The organism is Pseudomonas sp. M5 (assembly GCF_016907075.1).
Classification (GTDB): domain Bacteria; phylum Pseudomonadota; class Gammaproteobacteria; order Pseudomonadales; family Pseudomonadaceae; genus Aquipseudomonas; species Aquipseudomonas putida_E.
Genome location: NZ_JAFBBH010000001.1, coordinates 860,174 through 884,045, shown reverse-complemented (window position 1 = coordinate 884,045; position 23,872 = coordinate 860,174). Strand labels below are relative to the sequence as shown.

Below are 23,872 nucleotides of genomic sequence, written 5' to 3'. Positions count from 1 at the left end.
TCGGCTACGTACGTCAACCCGCGGTGAGGGACGCCAACACGCAGCTTGAGATCTGCGCGTCCTGCACGGCGACCCCGGTCAGGTCGGCCAGCGTGATCTGTTCGTCATGCTCACGGCCGGTGGCGCGGCCCTCAAGCAGGGCACCAAGCTCGGCCAGTTGCTGCTCCTTGATCAGGCCGGCCTTCAGCGCATGGGAGACTTCGCCGTACTGGCTGCACTGGTAGAGGGAGTCGACGATGATAAGGTCGGCCCGTGCAACCAGCGCGGGGTCGAGCTCCTGCTTGCCCGGCGCATCGGCGCCAACGGCGGTGATATGGGTGCCAGGTTGCAGCCATTCACGCTGCAACAGCGGCTCACGTGAAGGTGTTGCGCAGACGATCAGGTTGGCGGCGCGTGCAACCTCTTCGGCGTTACGCGTTACCCGCGCCTCATAACCCAGGTCGTTGGCGAAGGCTTTGTAGGCAGCCAGTTCAGCATCACCGCGCCCCCACACCACCACGCTGCGGCAGGGGGTGACTGCACCCAGTTGCTCCAGCTGCATGCGCGCCTGGGTGCCGGTGCCCAGAATACCAATCGCTTTCACGGTTGCAGGGGCCAGCAGGCGGGCGGCGATGCGCCCGGCCAGCGCGGTGCGGATGCAGGTCAGCCAGCCCTCATCCTGCAACAAGGCAAGGGGTTGCCCGGTACTGGCCGAGGCCACCAGCATCAAGCCATCGTTGCTTGGCAGCCCCTTTGATGGATTGTCGTAAAAGCCGGTCGACAGCTTCACCGTGAACGTGGCGCTACCCTCGACATGCGCTGACTTGATACAGCAGTCACCGTTGGCCTGGGGGAAAGCGAATGCCTGTACCGGTGGCACCTGGACCTTGCCTTGGGAGAACGCGATGAAACCTTGCTCCAGGCATTGCACCGCCAGCTCCATATCGAGCCGGGCGGTGATCTGTTGCTTGCTGAACACTTTCATTGAACAGCCTCGAGGAATTTATCGAGCACGATGTTGCGACCGCAAATGACGACCGCGACGCGCTTGCCGCGGTATGCCTTGGCCATCTTCTGCATGCCGGCCACCGCCACACCGGCAGCACCCTCGATGATCCAGCGCTCATGGTTGGCGACATCGCGCATCGCCGCCTTTATCTCTTCTTCGCTGACCAGCACGGTGCGCGACAGCAGCGTCTGGCAAAGGGGGAAGGTGATGCAGCCTGGCTCGACCCCACCGGCTGTACCGTCGGAGATCGTGTCTTGCTCTTGCATGTCGATGATTTGCCCGGCTTCGAGCGAGCGCTGCAGGGTAGGGGCATTCGCCGGCCAGCAGCCAATGATCTCGATGCCCGGGTTGAGAGCCCGCAGTGCCGCGCCGATACCCGAAATCATGCCGCCGCCGCCGACCGCCACGAACACTGCGTCCAGGTCCGGTGCCTGTTCAAAGAGCTCCATCCCGATGGTGCCTTGGCCGGCGATCACTTCAAGGTCGTTGTAAGGCGATACAAAAGGCTTGCCTTGGAGGGCAGCCTGACGCGCCGCTTCCAGTTCCACACCCAAAGGGTCCAGGTCGAGGCTTACCACTTCGGCGCCGAGCGCGCGAATTGCACCCAGCTTGTAGGCAGACGCCGAAGTGGTGGTGTAAACGGTGACTGGCACTCCCATCACCTTGCCAGCAAGCGCAAGCGCTTGCCCATGGTTGCCGGAGGAGGCCGTGATGACGCCCAGTTTGCGCTGCTCGGCTGGCAGCAGGCGAAGCTTGTTACTGGCACCGCGGAATTTGAACGAACCTGTGTGTTGCAGGTGCTCGCATTTCAGATACACGCTGCATTCGGTCATTGCCGAAAGCCCGACGCTGAAATTGAGCGGGGTGACATTCACCTCAGGGCGCAGTGCCTGGTGTGCATCAGCGATAGCTTGGTAGAGGGAAGACAGGTTCGTGGCATCGGCAGGCATCGTGGCAGTGTCCATTCGTGGATTTGCGTTCCACAATAGACTCAATATCCATAAGCGACAAGCGCTGACCATTCATTCAGGCGGGGTGGTCCCTCAGTTCCTTGAGGTACTTGTAAACAGTCGCTCGGCCCATGCTCAGCACATTGGCGACATAGTCCGCCCCGCTGCGCCCCTCGAATGCCCCTTCGGTATGCAGCGCCTCCACCAGCGCGCGCTTTTCTTTCATCTTCAACGTACGCAGTGACAAATTGCGCTCCTTGAGCCAGGCGTGCAGGAAGGTATTGATGCGTTCCTGCCAGTCATCCTTGAACAGCGCATCGGGCTGCGGCACCAGGCGGCTTATCTGGAAAAACGCATCCAGCGCCTCGCGTGCCTGTTCCAGTACCGAGAAATTCAGGTTGATGCAAAGCAGGTGTTCGGCTTCACCGTTCTGGTTGTAAAGCACCGTGGTAATGGAGCGGATCTTTTGGCCGTTCCAGTTGAGCTTTTCGTAAGGGCCGAGCTTGGCGGCGTTGCGAAAATCGCCCAGCTCCAGGTCCAGTGCCGAGTCATCGCCAATCTTGCGTTTGGAAAAATTATTGGCGATGTGCACGACCGTCTGACTTTGTACCTCGTGGACGATCACTTCGGCGTGGGGGAAGAGCAGCAGCGCGATGCTGTCGGCGATTGCCTTGTAGTTCTCGATGTTCATCTTGAGCCGGGCGTGGGTACTTGATTTGGCAGATAGCCGTTTTGTCCATGGTGGACTCAAGCGCTATCCAACTTCAAGGCACCTTCAGGAATCACTTTTCAGCACCTTTCGTACTGCCAGTCCAGCGCCAGCCCATCCAAAACCCGCTTTGCACACCCTCTCATGCGATAAGCCGTGATTATTACGCCTTAGAAATACCTTGAGTCAGCGTCTTAAAAAAGACAAAATTCATACGTAAATACATGGTACGTACCATGATACGAAATAGTAGGAGCAATCATGGCCCGGGGCGGCATAAACAAGGCGGTAGTGCAGCAGGCAAGGCAAGTGCTGATAGCCCGGGGCGAGTACCCCAGCATCGATGCTGTACGTATCGAACTGGGCAATACGGGCTCGAAAACCACCATTCATCGTTACCTGAAAGAGCTGGAAGGCCAAAAGCCTGCGGCGCTTCAAGGCGCGCCGGCACTGAGCGATACACTGGCCAAGCTGGTCGCGCAGCTGGCAGAGCAGCTTCAGGAAGAGGCCGATGCGCGTATCGAACAAATTGAAGCGACCTTCAAAGAGCAACAGGAGCAGCTCCAGAGCCAGCTGCAACTGGCTCAGCAGGCGTTGGCCGCAGCGCATCAGCAACAACAGATCCAGGCCGCAGCGCTGGCCGCCGAGTCGGAGCGGCTCAGTGCCACCCAGAGCACGCTGCAAGCCGAGCAATTGCGTGGCGCCAGCCTGAACCAGTCGCTGGGTGAACTGCAGCTGCGTTTGGCCGACAAGGACGAACAGGTGCGCTCGCTGGAAGAAAAACATCAGCATGCAAGGGATGCTCTGGAGCATTACCGAAGCGCCAGCCGCGAGCAGCGCGACCAGGACCTGCGTCGCCATGAGGCACAGGTGCAACAGTTGCAGCTCGAACTGCGCCAGCTTCAACAAGGCATGATCGTCAAGCAGGATGAACTGACGCGCCTGCATCGGGACAACGAACGATTGCTTGGCGAGCACCGCCAGGCCAGCAGCGAGCGCAAGGCGCTGGACGAATTGCTGGAGCAGCGTGATACGCAGATCCAGGGCTTGCGCACGATCCTGGCGCAAGCGCAGGGGGCCAGTGACGAAATGCGCAGGCAATTGCAGGCGCAGGGCCAAAGCCTGGAAGACAAACGTGCGCTTTGTGCAGAGCAGGGCAGGCAATTGCAGTTTCTGGAAGAGGAACTGCTCAGGCGCGATGAAGCGCTGAAGGTGCTTCGGGAGGGTCAAACCACACGCTAAAAGAAGCGTTGCGGGTTTCGGCAAGCCGGCTCCCGCAACGCACGCTCAAAGGATCGAAAGATGGGGCGCTAGAGTTGGTTAGCCTTCCACCCGCTTGGCAGCCTCGACACCCGCAGCAGAAAGCTTGATCGGATAGCTGACGCTGAACTGCTGGTTACTGTCGACCGTTACGCTGCCATCGTGGATCAGGCCATGTTCCTGCAGCGTCTTGAGTGCATCGGCAACGGCATTTTCACCGCGGTAATTGTCCAGCACTTCCTTGCCCAAGCCCTGTGGGTGGGCGTGCAGCAGACGCGTCAGTATTTCGCTACGCAAAGTATCGTTAGTCATGTGTGTCCTCCGATCACTTGCCATGCTTGGCCTGGAGCGCTTTGGCCTGTTCCAGGTGCTTCTCGAGCGTTGGCAGGGTTTCACTGGCGAAAGCCTTCAGTTCCGGCTTGTCAGACGATGCGGCTTCCTTCTTGAACAGCTCCACGGTTTTTTCGTGGGCATCGACCTGGTTGTTGACATAGGACTTGTCGAACGACTCCTCGCGCCATTCGAGGATCATCTTCTTGACCTTGTCGGTCAGCGCCGCTTCATCGGGCACGCTGATGTCCAGCTTGCGGGCGATGTCGCCGAGTTGCTGGTTGGCTTTGGTGTGATCGGTGACCATATGCTGGGCGAAGGTCTTGATGTCGGCGTTCTGGCTCTTTTCCAGGGCCAGATTGCCGGTGACCACCTCGGCGATACCAGCCTCTGTGGCTGCATCGACGAAGTCATCGGAGGAAGCCGCCAGTGCCTGCAGCGATGCCATGCCCAGCACCAGCGACAAACCTGCGCGTTTTATGAACAGATTGCTCATGTTTCACTCCTTGCTATCGGTGGCGCGACCTCAGTGTCGCGTACGGTTGAGCCTGGGGCGTGGGTATAGGTTTAATTTTTTTCAGGCCTTTTTGTCAGGCAAGGTGGCCACCGCGACCCCGAGGTTGAACGATGCGCAGCAGTTGCGCTCACACATTCAAAGGTTGCCGCGAAGGAGCAGGGCATGAGCATCGAACGCAGCATTCCCGAACTTGAGGCCTGGTACGCGCAATATGACGATGGCAGCTACCGCCGCGAGTCCCCGGATGCCTATCATCACGAACTGCTGCGCACCGCCCAAGCGCTGCGCGATGACGGGGCCATCGACTGGGATGACTGGCTGGCCCTCAAGGCTCTGGCAGACGAGGCCCATGTGGGGGCGCTGCAGGAGGCGGTACAAAGCCATGTGGATGACCCTGGCACATGAAGCCATTGCGCATCGCCACGTTCAACATCAACGGCATCGGCAGCCGGCTGCCGGCGCTGCTCGCCTGGTTGGAGCGGGAAAAGCCCGATGTCGCCTGCCTTCAGGAGCTCAAGGCAGCCGACACGAAGTTTCCCCGTGAGGCCATCGAAGCGGCAGGCTATGGCTGCCTGTACATGGGGCAGCCCTCGTGGAACGGGGTGGCCATCCTGGCGCGCGGCTGCCAGCCGCTGGAAGTCCGGCGCGGCCTGCCAGGCATGGAAGGTGACAGCCAGAGCCGCTATCTGGAAGCCGCGGTACAAGGCGTGCTGGTAGGTTGCCTGTACCTGCCTAATGGCAACCCGCAACCGGGGCCGAAATTCGAGTACAAACTGCGCTGGTTCGAATGCCTGGTAGCGCATGCGCGCGACTTGCTGGGCCGTGGCCATCCTACTGTGCTGGCCGGTGATTTCAATGTCGTGCCGACTGACTTCGACATCTACAACCCCAAATCCTGGCTCAAGGATGCTTTGCTTCAACCCGAGTCCCGCAACTGCTACCAGGCCTTGCTCGAGCAGGGCTGGACCGATGCCATTCGCCAGCTGTATCCCGATGAGCGCATCTACACCTTTTGGGACTACTTCCGTAATCACTGGGCACGCAATGCCGGATTGCGTATCGACCACCTGTTGCTCAGCCCGGACATCGCTTCGCACCTCAAGGCCGGCGGCGTAGACGCGTGGGTGCGCAACGAGCCCAAGCCCAGCGACCATGCACCGGCATGGATCGAACTGGGTACGCGAAAGCAGCAGTGATCTATAGTGACAGGCGGCAAACGCTTGAGGGCAAGGACTTCCATGGGTGCGGCCGGTAAGCACGACGAAGACGGGCTATTCACCGTAACCGGTGAAGGGCGCGCCGTGGCGCTGTTTCGCCTGGTGCTGTCGTTCATGGCGGTTGTGCTGCTGACCTTCGTGTCTATCGAAGGGTGGCGGATCTGGCGCGACTACAGGCAAGCTTTCACCAATGCCGAAAACATGGTCAGCAACCTGGCCAGGGCTACGGCGCAGCACGCCGAAGATGCCATTCGCCAAGTGGACGCGATTACCGCTGTGCTGGCGGAGCGCCTTGAAGGCGATGGTTTCGATCATCTCGATCGCACACGCTTGCACGCCCTGTTGGCACAACAGAAAACGATCATGCCGCAACTGCACGGTTTGTTCGTGTACGGGCCCGATGGCAGCTGGATCGTCACCGACCAGGCTTCCATCCCGGCAAAGGCCAACAATGCCGACCGTGACTACTTCGCTTACCACCAGGCCCACACTGACCGTGAGGTGCGTATCGGTTCGGTGGTACGCAGCCGCTCCACCGGTGACCTGATCATTCCAATCTCGCGCAGGCTGGAGAATCGCGATGGCAGCTTTGCCGGGGTGTTGCTTGGCACCATCAAGGTGGACTGGTTCGTGCGCTATTACGGTGATTTCAAGATCGACGAGCGAGGCGCCCTGGTGCTGGCCAAGCGAGACGGCACCATCCTGGTACGCCGGCCGTTCGTGGAACACGTAGTCGGCCACAGCCTGGCAAACAGCGAAGTCTTCCGACATCACCTGCCTCATGCGAGCGAAGGGCTGGTTGAAGCGGTGGCGGTCGTTGATGGTACGCCCCGCCTGTACGCCTATCGCGCCCTGGCGCGATATCCATTGGTGGTAGAGGCGGGCTTGTCGCGTGAGTCGATCATTGCGCCCTGGCGGCACGATGTCATCAAGTCAGCCGCGATCCTGCTGCTTTTGCTGGTTGGATTGAGTGGCTTCGGCTGGGTGGTATTGCGCCAGTTGCGTGAGCGGATCGCTATCGAAAGGGCGTTGCACCAGGCCCACCAGACCCTCAGGTCGCTGGCCCTGACCGACAGCCTGACCGGGCTGGGCAACCGCCGCAGGCTGGATGCGGTGCTGGATGCGGAAATCCGCCGGGCCCGGCGACTGGGGCATGCGGTGGCGCTGGTGATGGTCGATCTTGATTTCTTCAAGCTGTACAACGACCGCTATGGCCACCCTGCGGGAGATCAATGCTTGCGCCGCTTTGCCGAATTGCTGCAGCAGGTGTTGAAGCGCCCGGCGGATCTGGCGGTGCGGTACGGTGGCGAGGAGTTCACGGTTTTACTTCCTGACACTGACGTACAGGGCGCCGAACAAGTGGTCGCAGAAATTCTGCAACTGTTGCGCCGCCTGATGATCGAGCATGCCGGCAGCCCGCTAGGCCGTGTATCTGCCAGTGCCGGGATTGCTGTGGGGCATCCGGCAGTGGACGCAAGCAGCCCCGAAAGCCTGATGTCTGCGGCTGACGGGGCGTTGTACCAGGCCAAGCGCCAAGGGCGCGATGGCTATGCCGTTGCCGGTGGCATGGCGATGAGTGCCGGTAACTAAGCCAGGACGCGCTCAATCGGTGGCCATGACTTGTGCCTGTAGCTGCCAGCGTACCGAACTGACGCCTTTTTCCAGGCTTACCCGGCTGACCAGGCGCTCCAGTTGTGCCGGTGCCTGTGGGTTACCGAGCAACTCTGCACGTACTTCCAGGCACGCGGGGTTGGGCAAGTCTTCGCTGTGCAGCGACTGCAGGCGCAGCTGCGGGTCGGCCAGGCTGTGCAGCATCAGGCTGCGTACCTGTATTTCATCTTCGGCACGGCAAACCACGCGCACCTCGAAGCGTTGTTCGGCCTCGCTGGCCGGCACCACGCCCTGGCGGTCCAGGCGTTGGGCGATATCGCGCAGCAGTATGTTGGCACACAGCACCACCAGGCTACCCAGCGTGGCCTCCAGCAGCAGGCCAAGGCTGCACAGCACACCAACAGCCGCCGTGCACCACAGTGTGGCTGCAGTGTTCAGGCCGCGCACCGTGAAACCGTCGCGCATGATCACCCCGCCCCCCAGAAAGCCGATCCCCGATACCACATAGGCGGCAACCCTTGAGGCATCGGTGGGGGCCATACCCGGTACTGCCTGGGTCATCAGCACGAACAGGCAGGCGCCAGTGCTGACCAGCGCATTGGTGCGCAGCCCGGTCAGGCGCTGGCGCAATTGGCGCTCGGCACCGATCAGGGCGCCGAGCAGCAGGGCGATGCTGACACGCAGCAGAAATACTTTCCAATCCATAGCGAACCTCTTGCGCGGGCACATGCCCGCTCTGACGCCATCGAAAATGGCGCGGCTTAAAAACCAGAAATGCGCAGGACCACAAGAGGAGGAACGAGGAGGGCTCAAGCCGCAGGGGCTGAGAAATCCACCGTCTGGCCAATAGCGAGACAGTGGCAGGAAACTGCCGGACTAGCTCGCCGTGTGGGCCTGTCGCAAGCGACTGGGGCTACTGTCCAATGCAGGACTCCTGTTCAGGGATGCGAAATTGCGGGTGGACCATACGCCGCAGCTTGTACAGGGTCAAGGGCGAAAACATGACAATGGCTTCATAAGGAAATGCCCTACAGCAAGTCACGGCCGCATGGTAAAAAACACCGGTACTCGTTACCCTTGCGCCACTCTTTGTCATCCCTCGGACCGTTACATGCTGCTCAATTTTGTTGTGCTGATCGGCACTCTGGTGGCCATGGAAGGTGTCGGCACGCTGGCACACAAGTACATCATGCATGGCTGGGGCTGGTGGCTGCACCGTTCGCACCATGAGCCCCAGCTGGGCATGCTGGAAACCAACGACCTCTATCTGCTGGCCCTGGGCATCATTGCTGCGGTACTGGTGGCCCTGGGCAAGGCCGGGCACGCACCGTTGCAGTGGGTGGGCGGCGGTGTGGCGAGTTACGGAATATTGTACGTGCTGGCCCACGACGGGTTCTTCCATCGGCATTGGCCGCGCAAGCCGCGGCCGATCAACCGCTACCTCAAGCACCTGCATCGTGCCCATCGCCTGCACCATGCGGTCAAGGGGCGCACGGGCAGCGTGTCGTTCGGCTTTTTCTACGCACCTCCCCTCAAGGTGCTCAAACGCCAGTTACAGGCCCGGCGCAATCGCCGCTGAAGGCGTCAATTCACAGTTTCGCCCTGCACTGCGCCATGCCCACGGCTGACCCACCAGCCAAACCCCGCCGCCGTGAAAAACATGATCAGACTATAGAGCGCCGCTGGCACCGCCATGGTGGCGTTGTTCAGCAGCGATGGGCTCAAGGCGACGGCGATCGCCAGTGTGCCATTGTGGATACCGATCTCCATGCCGATGGCAATGGCCTGGCGCTTGGGAATGCTCAACAGGCGCGGCACCCAGTAGCCGACGGCCAGGCTGATCACGTTGAACAGAAGTGCGGCCAGGCCAACCACGGGGGCGTACGCAACCACGGTCTGCCAATCCTTGGCCAGGGCCAGCACAATGGTGAATGCCAGAAACAGCGCCGCCACCAGTTTCATGGGCTTTTCCATGCGTGAGGCAAAGCCTGGCGCCCAGCGGCGGATCATCATGCCCAGGGCAACCGGCAGCAGGACGATGGCGAACACCTGCATGACCTTGGCAAATTGCAGCGGGATGGCCTGGTCTGACGCCATGAACCACATCAGCGACAGGTTGACCAGCAACGGCATGGTCAGGATGGCGATCAGGGAGTTGACCGCGGTGAGGGTAATATTCAAGGCCACGTCACCATGGGCCAGGTGGCTGAACAGGTTGGCGGTGGTGCCGCCCGGGGACGCGGCCAGCAGCATCAGGCCGACCGCCAGGGCCGCTTCCAGCCCAAGACCGTTGGCGATCAGGAAACACACCAGCGGCAGTAGAAGAATCTGGCAGGCCAGGCCGATGACCACCGGCTTTGGGTACTTCACCACGCGAGCGAAGTCGGCCAATGTGAGCGACAAACCCAGGCCAAGCATGATGATGCCCAGGGCCAAAGGCAGGAAGGCGGTAAGCAAGGGCGAGGCGGTCATGGCGGCTACTCGGGCAAGGGATCAAGCCAGTCTAGGCTCGGCCTGAACGATCGCTAATTGCAATGAGCCACCACTTGGTAACCTTTTGTTACGGCAGCGTCACGATGCCAGCTGGCAAAGTGACTGCATCGCGCGTTGCGACGGGCCGCTGCGCGCAGTAGCATTCGCGCTTTTACCGAGGATTCGCCTGTCATGCCGTTCCAGCAAGGTCTGCTTGCCACCCCGGTGCCGGCCCAAGCCCGCCACCTGTTCTTCACGCTACAATCGCCCGAGGCACTGCCAGCAGCCCTGGATGCGCTGCTGCCCCATGTGGATGGCCAGCGCCTGATCGTGGGGGTAGGCGCGCCTCTGGCAAAGGCCTTGGGCCGTGAAGTGCCTGGCCTGCGCGCATTCCCTCAGTTGGATGCAGCGGTGGAAAACCCGAGCACCCAGCATGCCTTGTGGCTGTGGCTGCGTGGCAACGAGCGTGGTGACCTGCTGCTGCAGGCCCAGGCGTTGGAGCAGGCCTTGGCACCGGCACTGCGCCTGACCGACAGCATCGACGGCTTCCTGCACCGTGGCGGCCATGACCTGACTGGTTACGAGGACGGTACTGAAAACCCGGTTGATCAGGATGCCGTCGACGCGGCGGTAGTCGCGGGCGAGCAGCCGGGCCTGGCAGGCTCCAGTTTTGCTGCTTTCCAGTTGTGGAAGCATGACCTGGGGTACTTCAAGTCGCTGCCCCAGGCAGACCAGGACAACATCATGGGCCGCCGCCTGAGCGATAACGAAGAGCTCGACGATGCGCCAGCCTCAGCCCACGTCAAGCGCACTGCCCAGGAAAGCTTCGCACCTGAGGCATTCATGGTGCGTCGCTCCGTGTCCTGGGCCGACCACCGTGGCGCAGGCCTGGCGTTTGTCGCTTTGGGTCGAAGCTTCGATGCCTTCGAAGTGCAACTGCGGCGTATGAGCGGGCTGGAAGACGGCATTATCGATGGCCTGTACCGCTTCAGCCGGCCGCTGACGGGTGGTTACTACTGGTGCCCACCGATGACCGACGTCGGCCTGGACCTGAGCCTTCTGCTGAAGGCCTGAACACTAAACATCCAGAAACAGAATCACCTGCAATCGGGGGGTAGGGCGACTAGCCTTGAAAGTTTCCGACTTATGACGGGAGCTTTGCCATGTATGCACGTCGCGATGTCCTACGCGCCAGCGCGGCTTTGGGGCTGTTGGCCAGCAGCCCTTGGTTGCGGGCTGCGCCCAGCACTGGCTTGCTGACCCGCAAGGTGCCGTCCACAGGCGAGGCCTTGCCGGTCATTGGCGCAGGTACCTCCGGCAGTTTCGAAGTCGAGGCCGGCTCGGCCGATTACCAGCAGCTGAAGGCCGTACTGAAGGCGTTTTTCGAGGGCGGCGGCAAAGTCATCGACACCTCGCCCAACTATGGCGGGGCAGACCGTATTCTTGGCCAATTGCTGGAGGAGGGGGGCTGGCACCAGCAGTGCTTCATCGCCACCAAAATCGCGGCCGACAGCCGGGCCGACGCCGAGGCACAATGGGCGGGTACCCTGAAAAGCCTACGCACTGACAAGGTCGACCTGCTGCAGATCCACAACCTGCGAGACTGGAAGACACAGTTGCCCTATGCCCGCGAACTCAAGCAGCAGGGCAAGACCCGCTACATAGGCATTACCCATTACCTGAACAGCGGTCATGACGAAGTCGCCCGCCTGGTGCGCAGCGAACCGCTGGACTTCATCCAGATCAACTATTCGGTCAACGCGCCGCAAGCGGCAAGTGAGTTGTTGCCGTTGTGCCAGGACAAGGGCGTGGCGGTGCTGATCAACCGCGCATTCGATGACGGCCGTCTGTTCGCCAAGGTCAAGGACAAACCACTGCCTGCCTGGGCCGCAGAAGCGGGAGTCAGCAGTTGGGCCCAAGTGTTCCTCAAGTTCGCCTTCAGCCATCCGGCTGTTACAACGGTCATCCCGGCAACCGGCCGTCCTGACCGCCAACTCGATCAGCTGAAGGCCGGCCACGAGCCTTTGTTCACCCAGGCGCAGCAGAAAGCGCTGATCGAGCAGTTCGCCTGACACCATGGCCAGCTGGCGCAAGGGGCTGGACCAAGGGTTGAACATCCAGCCCGGCGAGGGGCCGGCTGTGGCCGGCGGTCTGGCGTTGTTCTACCTGCTGTTCACCGGTTACTTCATGCTGCGCCCGGTGCGCGAGACCATGGGCGTGGCAGGGGGCGTGGACAACCTGCAATGGCTGTTCACCGGCACCTTCATCGCTACGCTGAGCTGCCTGCCGCTGTTCGGCTGGCTGGCCTCCAAGGTGCGCCGGCGGCATATCCTGCCTTGGACCTATGGTTTTTTTGCCAGCAACCTGCTGCTGTTTGCACTGCTGTTTGCCAGCAAACCAGACGACTTGTGGAATGCGCGGGCGTTTTACATCTGGTTGTCGGTGTTCAACCTACTGACCATCTCACTGGCCTGGAGCGTCCTGACCGACCTGTTCTCAACCGAGCAAGGCAAGCGCTTGTTCGGGCTGCTGGCAGCCGGGGCCAGCTTGGGCGGCTTGAGCGGGCCGTTACTGGGTACGCTGCTGGTCTCCCCGCTGGGGCACGCCGGGCTGGTTTCGCTGGCCGCCATGTTTTTACTGGGCAGCATTGCCGCTGCCGCGTACCTGCAGCGCTGGCGTGATTGCCACCCAATGCCTGCGCTGAGCGAGCAGCCAGCGTCGCGGCCACTGGGGGGTAACCCGTTCGCGGGCGCAACCGCTGTAATGCGTTCGCCGTACCTTTTGGGTATTGCCCTGTTCGTGGTGCTGTTGGCCAGTGTCAGCACCTTTCTGTATTTCGAGCAGGCGCGCATCGTCAGCGAAACGTTCACCGACCGTACTCGTCAGACTCAGGTATTTGGCCTGATCGATACGGTCGTTCAGGCCCTGGCCATCCTCACCCAGGTGTTCATCACCGGTCGGCTGGCCAAACGCATGGGGGTAGGGGTGTTGCTGGTGGCAGTGCCGCTGGTGATGGCAGCAGGCTTCGTCTGGCTGGCCCTGGCCCCGGTATTTGCGGTGTTCGTGGTGGTGATGGTAGTGCGCCGCGCAGGCGAATATGCCTTGGTGCGGCCGGGTCGGGAAATGTTGTTCACCGTATTGCCCGCCGAAGACAAATACAAAGCCAAGAACTTCATCGATACCGTGGTTTACCGTGGCGGCGATGCCTTGAGCGGGTGGGTCAAAAGAGCCCTGGATGTGCTGGGTGACCATCCGCAACTGGCGATGTTGCTAGGGGCCGCGATCGCTCTGGGCTGGGCCCTGACGGGTGGTTGGCTGGGGCGCCGGCAGCGGCTGCTGGATAGCCGCGTCACGCAATCGGCTAGCGCACAAAATACATCGCCTCCGGTTATTTAACGCCGCCGGTCCGAACGCCTGGCGATAAAACGAATCCCTCGATATCACCGAACTCCGAACCTATGTACGGCGCTTGCCGTGCATCCAGCAGTCATATGAGGTTTCAGACCATGGCTAACAAAGATAACAGCCGCACCGGCAGCCAGGGCGGCCAGGGTGGCACCAAGAACCCCGGCAACTTCGCCAACGACCGGCAAAAAGCTTCCGAAGCTGGCCGCAAGGGCGGGCAGTCCTCTGGCGGCGGCATGGCTCAAGACCGTGAGTCGGGCCGCAAGGATGCCGATATGCACAAGGACCGCGAGTCGGGCCAGAAAGGCGGCCGCTCGTAAGTGACGAGAACGCGGTGCCGGGTCCTCCGGCACCGCGATTACTAAGCGGGTAAAGAGGACGTCCCATGCGCACTACAGCCATCATCGTTCTGTTGAGCAGCCTGACGCTGCTCGGCGGTTGTTTCGATCGTGACGCCGAGCATCCGGCCAAGGATGCAGACCAGAGCAAACCTTCGCTGCAAATGCAGCAACCCGACGAAAAGCCTGCGCCACAGCCTGCACCTGACCCTGAGCCCATGCCACGGGAAGGCCAGAGCCAATAGTCAAGAGAGGAGCAAGGCATGACGGTTCTGATGCGCAACAACCCATCCAGGACGCCGGCGCCGACTGCGCATCGGCCATTGAGCAGCCGCTACCACGCGATGTTGTCCGGCGACTACACCACTGCGCGCCAGTGGCTCGCCGAGCAGTTCGCGAAGGCGAACGCCATGGCCGATGACCTGCCGGACACGCCTGGTCAACTACAGGACTGGAGTGCACGACACGCCGCACAGGTTGCCGCCGAGCACGCCGCCTATCTGGCCCAGCGCCGTCAAGGCGCGCCTCGCCGTTATTTTGCCAACCGCGCCCACGCCTTGTGGTTCCTGCAACAGGTAGCGCCGACCAAAGTCGTTGATGGTGCCTGGCTTCACGGTGCCCTGCGCCGCTGGCAAGACCCTCGCTACCACGGCCTGATCCGGACCTACCTCGAGGAACTGGGCGACGGCGATCCGCATTGCAACCACGTGCTTATCTACCAGAGGTTGCTGGGCAGGCTGGGTTGTTTGGATTGCATGCCTCTGGATGATGAGCGCTACCTGCAAGGGGCAGTACAACTGGCGCTGGGCAGCTGCGCGGAGTGGTTTCTGCCTGAGGTCATTGGTTACAACCTGGGTTACGAGCAGCCACCGTTACACCTGCTGATCACCACCCACGAGCTGGCCGAGCTCGGCATCGACGGTCATTATTTCCAGCTTCACGTGACGATCGACAATGCTGCCAGCGGCCATGCCAGCAAGGCCATCCAGGCGGTGCAGCAAATGTGCCCGGCGCAGGACGCCGAGGTGTTCTACCGTCGGGTCAGGCATGGCTACCGCCTCAATGATCTTGGCATTGACACGCCCACGCTAATCGGCGGCTTCGACCTTGAGGCCCAATTGCTGGCTGCCTTGGAGCGCAAGCGCGTGTTCGGGCAGTTCATGCACGCTGACCGCTGCCGATTGCAGCAGCGCACGGTCAACCAATGGCTGTCCGAACCCGCTGCGCTACCGGCATTTTTGCAGGCGCTTGTGGCCCAGGGCTGGATCAAGCGCGGGCAGAATCCGGCCGACAGCCGCTGGTGGTCGCTGATCGATGGGCCTGGCGCCCCCATGTTCGGCGTCTTCAATGCCTACGAGAAGCAGCTGTGGCACGACTGGATCGCCGGCGACTGGCAGGGCGCAGTGCGTCGCGTGCCGCCAGGCAGCTGGGAAGCTGCCCTGCACCAGCAACCGCGTATTGAAGAAAGCCATGAAAGCGTTGATATCGAAACGTTGATCGAGCGCATGGCGGGCAATCAGCACGCCTTGCCGCAGGGTTTGTCCGCCACTAGGGCGTATCTGCATGCCACAGGTCTTGGCGAGGAGGGGCCGCACTGATGATACTCAACCCGCAACGAACCCAGGCCGATGAAGCCTTGCTGCAACTTGGCCGGCGCCTGCGTGCTGACGGTTACCAGTTCACCTGCGTGACGCCCGCCACCCATGCATGCAACAACGCCCGCCAGGGTGCAGAGCGGGCCGGCAACCTGCGCGACGTATTCGGCTGGAGCCGCCCGTTCCCGGCGTCATTGATCAGCGCCGACGAACTGGAACAGCTCAGCACCGCGCAGGTGCTGTACGAGGACGGCGCACTGCTGCGCAGCCAGGTACGCTGGTCCAGCCTCGACGATTTGCTGCTGGTGCATTCCGCCTACCCGACCGAGGCTGCTGATGCGGTGTTCTTCGGCCCCGACAGCTATCGCTTTGCCCAGGTCATCCATGACCATCTACAACGCAGCCCGGTACGGGTCGAACACGCTGTGGACATTGGTTGCGGCAGCGGCGTCGGTGCCTTGCTGATCGCCCGCGCGGCGCAACATGCCCAGGTCAGCGCCGTGGACATCAACCCTCTGGCACTGCGCTATACCGCGATCAATGCTGCGCTGGCGGGGGTGAGCAATGTGTCCATTGCGCACAGTGACTTGCTTGCCGGGGTCAGTGGCAATTTCGACCTCATCGTGGCCAACCCACCCTACATGCTCGATCATGGCCAGCGCACGTATCGCCACGGTGGCGATACTCTGGGCGCCGATCTGTCGTTGCGCATCATCGAACAGGCGTGCGAGCGTCTGAGCCCAGGCGGGTCACTGCTGCTGTACACCGGCGTGGCGATTGTCGAAGGTCGTGATCCATTGCTCGAGGCCATTCGCCTGCGCCTGGCGGGGCCTGAATGGGCCTGGGTGTACCGCGAGGTCGACCCGGACGTATTCGGTGAACAATTGCTGCAGCCAGGTTATGAACAAGTCGAGCGTATTGCCGCAGTGGCGCTGACTGTCAACCGCAGTGCATGACGCGCTATTGCAACTTGCCACCACGGTGGGGCTTGCAATCAGTTAGCGTTCACCGACAATGGCAGCGCCCTTTGCAAGCCATTTGGAACGCCCTGCGCCATGATGCTGACCCAGCAATTCCCCGACATTACGTTGGCCGACACCCTGTTCGTATTCGCCCTCGAGGCGGAAGCCGGCACGGTATTCGCCGACGTCAATACCGTTTTCACCGGCATCGGCAAGGTCAATGCTGCCATCGCCCTGACCAAGGCGGTTGAGCGGCAGCGGCCCAAACTGATCGTCAACCTCGGCTCGGCGGGCAGCCAGCGATACGGCAAGGGTGAGGTGGTGTGCTGCACGCGCTTCGTGCAACGCGACATGGATGTCACTGCGCTGGGCTTCGCCCGCTATGAGACGCCGCTGTCGGATATTCCGGTGTTGCTCGAGCATGGCCAGCCGATAGATGGGCTGCCGCTGGGCATCTGCGGCAGCGGCGACAGCTTTGAGGTCAGCCACGGCGATGCTCCATACGACATCGTCGACATGGAAGCGTACGTTCTGGCGCTGATCGCCCGTAATGAAGGTATTCCGTTCGTTTGCCTGAAATACATTTCCGATGATGCCGGCAGCGATGCGGCCCTGGACTGGTCTGTGCAGGTACATCTGGCCGCCGAGGCGTTCAAGCGCGTGCTTTTCGCCATCGAACCCTGATCAGCCATGACGATCAAGCCACTGTAGTTTCGACAGCCGTAGGGCATTTGGGCTAAACCTTCAGCGCGCCGTGCAGTCATTTCAGGTAAGCGCCCGATATTTCCGGGCCAAGGAGGTGGCTGATGACCTTTGTCTGTCTGCTGCGTGGCTGCCACTGGCGCGCCATGACCCAAACCGAAGTGCCCGGGCTGCAATGCCAGCTTTGCGAACGCTGTGGCGCCTTGCGCTACTGCCAGCCGGGCCATTCCCTGCAACCATAGGAGGCACGCCATGGCCAGGGCAATCTGGAAAGGCGCGATCAGTTTCGGCCTGGTGCATATCCCGGTCTCGCTCAACACGGCAGTGCGCACCGAGCGTGTGGATTTCGACTGGCTGGACAAACGCAGCATGGAGCCGGTGGGTTATAAACGGATCAACAAGGTGACCGGCAAGGAAATCGACAAGGACAACATCGTCAAAGGTGTGGAGCATGAGAAAGGTCGTTATGTGGTGATCAGCGAGGAAGAGATCCGCAAGGCCCGGCCCGAAGCGACCCAGACCATCGATATCTTCTCGTTCGTCGCTGCCAGCGAGATCCCCTTGCAGCACTTCGATACACCGTATTACCTGAGCCCGGATCGTCGCGGCGGCAAAGTTTATGCGTTGCTGCGTGAAACACTGGAGAGCACTGGCAAGGTGGCGTTGGCCACGGTGGTGCTGCATACACGCCAGCACCTGGCATTGTTGCGGCCGCTGGACGACGCGTTGGTGATGATCACCTTGCGCTGGCCGGAAGAGGTGCGCGGGCTGGAGACGCTGGAGCTGGACAAAAGCGTGACCGACACCAAGCTCGACAAGCGCGAACTGGACATGGCCAAGCGGCTGGTCGAAGACATGAGCGGCTCGTGGGCTCCGGATGAGTACCATGACGCGTTCCGCCAGACCATCATGGACCTGGTGGAAGAAAAGGCCAGCAAAGGCAAGATCAGCGTGGTGGACAAGGGCGAAGCCGAAAAAAGCGCCGATATCATCGACCTCACCGAACTGCTCAAGCGCAGCCTGGGCGGCAAGGCTGCGAAGAAAGCGCCTGCCGAGAAGAAGCCTGGCAAGCGTACGCGTAAGGCTTCATGACTGTAGGGGGCGGGGCGCTTGCCTAGAATATTGTGGCGTCGTTGAGATCGAGCGCCGCCGGCGCGGCGCTCGATCTCGATAACACTGATACACCATGCCATCACCCGTCCAGACGAACCTGCAGACCCGCCAGAAAATCCCCAAACCCTTCCCGAGCCCGGCTGTCGCGTCGACTGCTGGTTGCCACACTGTGCTTGGCTGTCCATACGATCTGTGCGCCGCTAGCCTCCAGGTCGCGTACCAGCTGCACGTCCTCATGCGCCGGCAGCGGTTGAAAGCCCCCCACACGCTCATAAGCGCGGGCACAGACACCCAGGTTGGCACCATGAATATGCCGATGGCCTTCGCATGCCTGGTACCCGCTGCGGTACAGCTTGCGCATCGCCGCGCGTTGCCAAGGCTGCCAGTGCTCGATATGCACCGTGCCACAGACCACCTCGGCAGTGCAGGCCAGTTGCCAAAGCAGCCAGTGCGAGGGCACCTGGCTATCGGCATCGGTACAGGCCAGCCAGCGGGCGCCACGGTCCAGCATCAGCGCCGCGCCTAGGCGGCGGGCCATGCCGACACTGCCAGCCTCCACTGCCAGCGTGCGCACACCGAAACGCTTGGCCACAGCGGCACTGGCATCACGACAACGGTCCAGCACCACCAGTACCTCGACCTGATGGCCTGCCTGCCTGGCCAAGGCCACCGCGGCTGCCATGGCCTTGAGGCAGCGGCCCAGGCGACGCGCTTCGTTATGGGCGGGAATGACGACAGCAATCATGGGCATGTCTCGTCCAGGTCGACCACGCTGGGCTGGCATGACCAGTATTCCAACAGGAAATCCGCCTCTTCATGGCGAAACACCGGGTATAACGGCACGTGCTTGGCCAACAACTGATGCACTTCACGTCCATCCTGTGGGCACCCAGCAATCGGATGGCGCCAGTGGCAGGCCAACAGCCCGCCGTCATAGGTCAGGCTCGCTACCGACTGCTCGATCACCTGCAACCAGTCGGTAGCGTTTAGGTAGTAACCCACTTCACTGAGCACGATCAGGTCGAAGCTGCCACCAGGCCAGTCCGCCGGCAAGCGCCCAGCGACGACGGTAGCATTGGGCAACCCCGCCAGGCGCTGGCGAGCCAGTGCCACTGCCTTAGGGTCAAGGTCATGGCACAGCAACTCGGCACAGCGCTCCGCCAACGCGGCGCTCAGCTCGCCATTGGCGCAGGCGGGTTCGAACACCCGCTGGTAGCACTGGCGTGGCAGGCTGGCCATCAGCAGGTCGCGCTTGCGGCGCTCGTACCAACGGGTGCGAAACGCCCAGGGGTCGTCATTGTTGGCATACAGGTCGGCGAAATATTGCGCATCGGGGCTCATGACAACTCCTTTACAGGAACACCAGTTCGAAGGGTTGCAGCAGGCAATCCAGCAGGTGGGCGGGCAGTACCGGCGCACGCCCCTGGTCGGGCTCCAGCTGGCTGTGATACGCCGCCAAGGCCAGACGCTTGCGCGCAACCCGTGTTTCATCCAGCGCAATGCGATGCGCCCGCGACCAGGGCAGGCGCGGGTCGTCAGGCTGAGCCCAATGCCAGGCCCACACGGGCACTTCCACCAATTGCACCTGGCGCGCCAGGGCGGCTTGCGCTGCCGCCCGGCCAAGCGCTTCGTGGTCGCAGTGGCCGTCGCCGCGCCAGGTCGTCATCAGCACGTCATCCGGCTCGAGCAGTTGGTTAAGGTGATTAACCAGAAACGCTTCGTCTCGTGGCAGCGCACCGTCTTTGAGGTGCAGGCGCCGCCAGTCCAGCCGGTTGAGGTCCAGGTCCAGCTGTTGCAGGGCGTGCCGGCTTTCAAGTGGCCGTTGGCGGCGCAGGCGGTGTTCGGTCCAGGTCGCGGAATCAGGGTGGCTCCCTTCACCGTCGGTGGCGGAGATCAGCAGCACGTCCTGCTCGCGGCCGTGCAGCCCTGCCAACAGTCCACCGGCCATGAGAATCTCGTCATCGGGGTGCGGTGCCAGCAGTACCAGGCGTCGACCTGCGGGTAGCAATTGGTCCGGGGTGATCCAAGTCGCCCGCGCCAAGTGTGCGGACTGCTGCCACGCAGCCCATGGCCTGCCTTCACTGGCCTCGATCAGGTTCTCGCTCATAGTTGCCAGGCTCCTGCCGGCACCTGGGCCAGCTGTTGGCCGAGTGCGGCCAGGTCGCGTTCGGCATGGCTCTGGCGCAGAAAGACCGGGAGGTCGGCGCTTAGCCGTGCAAAATGGCTGCTGCGGCAGAACGGCGTTGCACCCAACGCACGCCCCACATGGTGGATCACCTGCTCTACAGCGTGCTCTACCTGGGCACGCACGCGGCGTACCTCGAAGCTGGCGTCGGCGCTGGGCTGGCGATCTATCCACGCAGCACATTCACGCAGTGCTGCACGGGCACCGTACAACGCCGCATCCACTGCCCCAAGGTGTGCCTGGGCATGAGGATCGGGGCGTGGTTTGCGGCAACGTTCACGCAAATAATCGGCCAGCGCCTCTGCGGCGCCGTACCAGCAGGCAGCGATCCCCGCACCGCCGTGCCAGAAACCGGGGCGTGAAAGGTACTGCCCTGGCTGGCCTACGGCGATCCCAGGCGAACCCTCAAAGGTGATTTCAATGCTGGCGGTCGTGGCCATACCCACTGCTTGCCAGTGATCGACCTGCAACCCCTGGGTGGGGTGGGCCAGTTCGATCGCCACCAGTTGCGGCTGGTCATCTTCAGCCCAGGCGGTGATCAGCGCACGGTCGATCTGCAAGGCACCTGAGCACCAGGCCTTGCTACCGGCAAGGCGCACCTTATCGCCGTCACGGGCAATGATCCGCGCCCGCGCTTCAGGGGGCTCTGCGGCCCACACGCCCCATACAGCATCCCCCACCAGGTGAGCAGCGCCGCATTCAGCCAGAATCGCCAGCGCGTCGGTATGGCCTTCGTACACCTTGGCCAGTGCCAGGTCGCAGCCGGCAATGCGCGCCAAGGTCTGCCAACGCTGCAAGGTATGCCCTTGGCCCGGCAGCGGGAGCAGGTCGAGATGGTCCGCCAACAGCGCCTGCATCAGTTGCGAAAGCTTGGTGTCCAAGCTCAAAGGCTGCGCGCGCTCGCTGAACGTACGCAGCAGGCTGTCGAGGGTGTTCAGGTCAAAATCCTGAATGATACTCATGTCATCCCCATCTGTTTGCGCATGCGCGCTGTGATCGACTGTCGGGTTTTGCCCATGTCCGCCCACGGGTCATCGACCTCGGCCAGGCGTTCGTGCAGGTTGCCGATGTGCCACTGGTTGGCGCCCTTGAGCTGGCCGAGTTCTTCGCGCCAGACCGGCACCGACACCGGCAGGCCTTCCCGGGCACGCAGGGAGTAAGCGCAGGCAGTGGTCGCACCTTTACCGTTGCGCAGGTAATCGATGAAGATCCGCCCAACCCGGTTCTTTGGCCCGGACACCGCGCTGAGCCGGTCGGGGAACAGCTTGGCCAGGTAATTGACTACGGCATGGCTGAAGTCTTTCACCTCGTCCCACCCCGCACGGCGGGTCAATGGCACCACCAGGTGCATGCCTTTGCCGCCGCTGGTCTTGAGGAACACTTTGAGGCCCAGTTCGTCGAGCAGCGTGAGGGCGAGCTGAGTGGCTTCGAGCATGGCCTTCCAGGGCAGTGCCGGGTCCGGGTCAAGGTCGAGCACAAAACGGTCGGGCTTGTCGAAGTCCTTGTCGGTGGCATTCCAGGTGTGCAGCTCGAGCATGTTCATCTGCACGGCACCGAGCAACGTGTCAGGGCGATTGATGACCATCGCCGCCTGACCGGCTTCGGCCTTGTCGTAACTGAGCACATTGGCGATATGCAACTGGCCGGCGTTCTTCTGGAAGAACAGCTCGCCATCGAGGCCCTCCGGCGCCCGTACCAGCGCCACCGGGCGGTCCTTGAGTTGCGGCAGGATCCACTGACTGACGCCTGCGTAGTATTCGGCAATCTGGCGCTTGGTGGCGCCAATGCTGGCGTCGATGATGCGCTCCGGATGCGTCAGGCGCAGGTCGCCCAGGTCTTCTGTCGCTTTGGCACGCTTGGCTTTGGGCACGGTCTTGGCAGGCATGGCACGCTCCAGGTCGATGGCGCTGGCAGGTTTATCGTCGCGCAGCCCATGGAAGACCGAATGGCGAACCACGCCGTCCCGGGTCATTTGCGCATACGCAACTTCTGCCATCAGTTTCGGCTTGAGCCAATGAACTCCTCGGGCTTCAGCCCCGGTGGGAGGCCGGGGCAGGGCGGGTTTGCCGATTTCCAGGGGTTTGAGGCGCGCATGGATACTGTCGAGTGTGGTGGCGCTGAAGCCGGTCCCGACCTTGCCGGCATAACGGAGCTCACCGCTGTCCGGGTCATGCAGGGCGAGCAACAGGGCACCGAAGCCGCTGCGGCTCCCCTTGGGGTCGGTGAACCCGACGATGACGAACTCCTGGCGCTGTTTGCACTTGAGCTTGATCCAGTCCGCGCTGCGCCGGCCCGTATAGGGACTACCGGCGCGCTTGCCGATCAACCCTTCGAGCTGCAGGCGGCAGGCGCTGTCGAGCAGCGACTCCACCGGTTGCTCGAAGTCGGCAGAAAACTCCAGAACCTCGGACTGGTCATGCTCAAGCAGTTCACCCAATGCTTTGCGCCGGTCTTCCAGGGGCCGCTCGCGCAGGTCCTGGCCACCCAGGAAAAGAAGGTCAAACAGGTAATAGACGATCCGCTCGTCGTGGGCGGTGTCGAAGGCATTCTGTAACGCCTGGAAGTCGGCCACCCCATTCTCGCCGTTGACGACCATCTCGCCATCAAGCCAGGCGCTGTCCAGGCCTAAAGCGCGAAGCGCAGCCACTTGCCTTGGCATTTTGTGGCTCCAGTCATGGCCGTTGCGGGTGAACAGCCGCACGTCGTCGCCTTCAATACGAGCGAGCACGCGATAACCGTCGAACTTGACTTCATAGCGCCAGTCGCCAGCGGGGGGTGAATCGACCAGGGTCGCAAGCTGCGGTTGCAGTTGCTCGGGCAAGGTCGCTTTCTTGCCCGCGCCGGCCCGCTTGCGCTTGGGCGGTTGCACAGGTTTGGCGCTGGCACTGCTTCGTGGCACCAGCGTGCGATCGCTGATCACGCTGTCAGGCTGCGCTTCAACGATGCTGTAGTCGGCCTCGCTGCGTGCCTGAGCATCGTGGGACTTGACCAGCATCCACTGCTCTTTCTTGCCTGCCAGGCGGGTGCGGAACAGGTTCCACACGCCGCTCAGCTTCTCTCCTTGCAAGCGAAAGCGCAGCTTGCCCTTGGCATAGGCCTGGTTTGCGTCACCCTCTGGCTCCCAGATGCCACGGTCCCAGACGATCACATCGCCGGCGCCATAGTGACCCTGCGGGATACTGCCTTCGAAATCGGCGTAGTCGAGCGGGTGATCCTCTACGTGCACCGCCAGGCGTCGCACCTTGGGGTCCAGGGAGGGCCCTTTGGGGATGGCCCAGCTTTTCAGCGTACCGTTCAGTTCCAGACGGAAGTCGTAATGCAGGTGGCTGGCGTCGTGCTTCTGAATGCAGAACTGCAGGGCATGGCTACGTTTGGCACGGCCGCGCTTGCCACTGGGCTCGGGTGTGGCATTGAAGTCGCGCTTGCGCTCATATTCCTGCAGGGGCTTGGCCATCATCTAAGGCTCCCGGGGGCTCGGTCTCTCATTTGGGAGGCAGCAGGCCGGGCGGTAGTTCAAA

General features: G+C 62.0%; 27 protein-coding genes. 15 read left to right on the top strand and 12 right to left on the bottom strand.

Annotated elements, in window-relative coordinates:
* Positions 1-13 precede the first annotated feature (13 nt).
* The 3 genes from JOE27_RS04165 to JOE27_RS04155 form a co-directional block, all read right to left on the bottom strand.
* Positions 14-964, bottom strand: a complete 951-nt coding sequence (locus tag JOE27_RS04165; RefSeq protein WP_204917987.1) for an ornithine cyclodeaminase family protein — start codon at positions 962-964, stop codon at positions 14-16.
* Positions 961-1,953 (bottom strand): threonine/serine dehydratase, encoded by a 993-nt coding sequence (locus JOE27_RS04160; protein WP_239539291.1) that lies wholly within the window; start codon positions 1,951-1,953, stop codon positions 961-963. The genes JOE27_RS04165 and JOE27_RS04160 overlap by 4 nt, the downstream gene beginning before the upstream one ends.
* 61 nt (positions 1,954-2,014) lie before the next feature.
* Entirely contained in the window at positions 2,015-2,629 is a 615-nt protein-coding gene (locus tag JOE27_RS04155) for a PAS domain-containing protein (protein ID WP_046786185.1), read from the bottom strand.
* Positions 2,630-2,908: 279 nt separating this feature from the next.
* Here JOE27_RS04155 and JOE27_RS04150 point away from each other — a divergent pair, with 279 nt between their 5' ends.
* Positions 2,909-3,889, top strand: a complete 981-nt coding sequence (locus JOE27_RS04150; RefSeq protein WP_115274775.1) for a DNA-binding protein — start codon at positions 2,909-2,911, stop codon at positions 3,887-3,889.
* A gap of 78 nt (positions 3,890-3,967) precedes the next feature.
* Here JOE27_RS04150 and JOE27_RS04145 read toward each other — a convergent pair whose 3' ends face one another.
* Positions 3,968-4,219 (bottom strand): hypothetical protein, encoded by a 252-nt coding sequence (locus JOE27_RS04145; protein ID WP_046786187.1) that lies wholly within the window; start codon positions 4,217-4,219, stop codon positions 3,968-3,970.
* 13 nt (positions 4,220-4,232) lie between these two features.
* Complete coding sequence (locus JOE27_RS04140; protein WP_115274776.1) at positions 4,233-4,733, bottom strand: DUF4142 domain-containing protein; 501 nt, start codon at positions 4,731-4,733, stop codon at positions 4,233-4,235.
* A gap of 183 nt (positions 4,734-4,916) precedes the next feature.
* Between JOE27_RS04140 and JOE27_RS04135 the strand changes: the two genes are divergently transcribed.
* The 3 genes from JOE27_RS04135 to JOE27_RS04125 are packed head-to-tail and all read left to right on the top strand — an operon-like array spanning position 4,917 to position 7,561.
* Positions 4,917-5,159, top strand: a complete 243-nt coding sequence (locus JOE27_RS04135) for a hypothetical protein (RefSeq protein ID WP_115274777.1) — start codon at positions 4,917-4,919, stop codon at positions 5,157-5,159.
* Positions 5,156-5,950, top strand: a complete 795-nt coding sequence (gene xth / locus JOE27_RS04130) for an exodeoxyribonuclease III (protein WP_115274778.1) — start codon at positions 5,156-5,158, stop codon at positions 5,948-5,950. The genes JOE27_RS04135 and xth overlap by 4 nt, the downstream gene beginning before the upstream one ends.
* Positions 5,951-5,992: 42 nt before the next feature.
* Positions 5,993-7,561 carry a sensor domain-containing diguanylate cyclase gene (locus JOE27_RS04125; protein ID WP_046786191.1) on the top strand — a complete coding sequence of 523 codons (1,569 nt, stop codon included), beginning with the start codon at positions 5,993-5,995 and terminating at the stop codon, positions 7,559-7,561.
* 12 nt (positions 7,562-7,573) lie between these two features.
* Here JOE27_RS04125 and JOE27_RS04120 read toward each other — a convergent pair whose 3' ends face one another.
* Complete coding sequence (locus JOE27_RS04120) at positions 7,574-8,287, bottom strand: MgtC/SapB family protein (RefSeq protein ID WP_204917984.1); 714 nt, start codon at positions 8,285-8,287, stop codon at positions 7,574-7,576.
* Between the two features lie 406 nt (positions 8,288-8,693).
* Between JOE27_RS04120 and JOE27_RS04115 the strand changes: the two genes are divergently transcribed.
* Entirely contained in the window at positions 8,694-9,161 is a 468-nt protein-coding gene (locus JOE27_RS04115) for a sterol desaturase family protein (RefSeq protein WP_119687036.1), read from the top strand.
* A 5-nt stretch (positions 9,162-9,166) separates the two neighbouring features.
* Here the strand turns inward: JOE27_RS04115 and JOE27_RS04110 are convergent, their stop codons facing one another.
* Positions 9,167-10,054: a bile acid:sodium symporter family protein gene (locus JOE27_RS04110; protein ID WP_119687035.1), complete on the bottom strand. Its 888-nt coding sequence runs from the start codon at positions 10,052-10,054 to the stop codon at positions 9,167-9,169.
* A 192-nt stretch (positions 10,055-10,246) separates the two neighbouring features.
* Between JOE27_RS04110 and JOE27_RS04105 the strand changes: the two genes are divergently transcribed.
* The 10 genes from JOE27_RS04105 to JOE27_RS04060 all read left to right on the top strand — a co-directional run bounded on the left by JOE27_RS04105 (position 10,247) and on the right by JOE27_RS04060 (position 18,148).
* Entirely contained in the window at positions 10,247-11,128 is an 882-nt protein-coding gene (locus tag JOE27_RS04105; RefSeq protein WP_204917982.1) for a Dyp-type peroxidase, read from the top strand.
* 89 nt (positions 11,129-11,217) lie between these two features.
* Complete coding sequence (locus JOE27_RS04100) at positions 11,218-12,126, top strand: aldo/keto reductase (protein ID WP_046786196.1); 909 nt, start codon at positions 11,218-11,220, stop codon at positions 12,124-12,126.
* Positions 12,127-12,130: 4 nt separating this feature from the next.
* Positions 12,131-13,450, top strand: coding sequence for an MFS transporter (locus tag JOE27_RS04095; RefSeq protein WP_174141190.1), 1,320 nt, complete (start codon positions 12,131-12,133; stop codon positions 13,448-13,450).
* 110 nt (positions 13,451-13,560) lie between these two features.
* A complete protein-coding gene (locus tag JOE27_RS04090; protein ID WP_012314511.1) occupies positions 13,561-13,779 on the top strand; it encodes a KGG domain-containing protein in 219 nt (72 codons plus the stop codon).
* Between the two features lie 65 nt (positions 13,780-13,844).
* Positions 13,845-14,042, top strand: a complete 198-nt coding sequence (locus JOE27_RS04085) for a hypothetical protein (protein WP_115274784.1) — start codon at positions 13,845-13,847, stop codon at positions 14,040-14,042.
* 30 nt (positions 14,043-14,072) lie between these two features.
* The gene (locus JOE27_RS04080) at positions 14,073-15,395 is read left to right on the top strand and encodes an iron-containing redox enzyme family protein (RefSeq protein ID WP_204920614.1); all 1,323 of its coding nucleotides are present in this window, start codon (positions 14,073-14,075) and stop codon (positions 15,393-15,395) included.
* Complete coding sequence (locus JOE27_RS04075) at positions 15,395-16,348, top strand: class I SAM-dependent methyltransferase (RefSeq protein WP_204917980.1); 954 nt, start codon at positions 15,395-15,397, stop codon at positions 16,346-16,348. Before JOE27_RS04080 ends, JOE27_RS04075 begins: the two co-directional genes overlap by 1 nt.
* 99 nt (positions 16,349-16,447) lie before the next feature.
* A complete protein-coding gene (locus JOE27_RS04070; RefSeq protein ID WP_204917978.1) occupies positions 16,448-17,038 on the top strand; it encodes a nucleosidase in 591 nt (196 codons plus the stop codon).
* A gap of 122 nt (positions 17,039-17,160) precedes the next feature.
* Complete coding sequence (locus tag JOE27_RS04065; RefSeq protein WP_168216574.1) at positions 17,161-17,298, top strand: PSPA7_2676 family Cys-rich small protein; 138 nt, start codon at positions 17,161-17,163, stop codon at positions 17,296-17,298.
* A gap of 10 nt (positions 17,299-17,308) precedes the next feature.
* Positions 17,309-18,148 carry a Ku protein gene (locus tag JOE27_RS04060; protein ID WP_204917976.1) on the top strand — a complete coding sequence of 280 codons (840 nt, stop codon included), beginning with the start codon at positions 17,309-17,311 and terminating at the stop codon, positions 18,146-18,148.
* A 100-nt stretch (positions 18,149-18,248) separates the two neighbouring features.
* Here JOE27_RS04060 and JOE27_RS04055 read toward each other — a convergent pair whose 3' ends face one another.
* From JOE27_RS04055 to ligD, 5 genes are read right to left on the bottom strand one after another with little or no spacing between them, the layout of a single operon-like run.
* On the bottom strand, positions 18,249-18,914 hold the full coding sequence (locus JOE27_RS04055; RefSeq protein ID WP_204917974.1) for a glycosyltransferase: 666 nt from the start codon (positions 18,912-18,914) through the stop codon (positions 18,249-18,251).
* The gene (locus JOE27_RS04050) at positions 18,911-19,510 is read right to left on the bottom strand and encodes a class I SAM-dependent methyltransferase (RefSeq protein WP_125924140.1); all 600 of its coding nucleotides are present in this window, start codon (positions 19,508-19,510) and stop codon (positions 18,911-18,913) included. The genes JOE27_RS04055 and JOE27_RS04050 overlap by 4 nt, the downstream gene beginning before the upstream one ends.
* Before the next feature lie 10 nt (positions 19,511-19,520).
* Positions 19,521-20,276 carry a PIG-L family deacetylase gene (locus tag JOE27_RS04045; RefSeq protein WP_115274789.1) on the bottom strand — a complete coding sequence of 252 codons (756 nt, stop codon included), beginning with the start codon at positions 20,274-20,276 and terminating at the stop codon, positions 19,521-19,523.
* Positions 20,273-21,316 (bottom strand): acyl-CoA dehydrogenase family protein, encoded by a 1,044-nt coding sequence (locus tag JOE27_RS04040; RefSeq protein ID WP_115274790.1) that lies wholly within the window; start codon positions 21,314-21,316, stop codon positions 20,273-20,275. The genes JOE27_RS04045 and JOE27_RS04040 overlap by 4 nt, the downstream gene beginning before the upstream one ends.
* Positions 21,313-23,808 (bottom strand): DNA ligase D, encoded by a 2,496-nt coding sequence (ligD, locus tag JOE27_RS04035; RefSeq protein ID WP_204920613.1) that lies wholly within the window; start codon positions 23,806-23,808, stop codon positions 21,313-21,315. Before ligD ends, JOE27_RS04040 begins: the two co-directional genes overlap by 4 nt.
* Positions 23,809-23,872 lie beyond the last annotated feature (64 nt).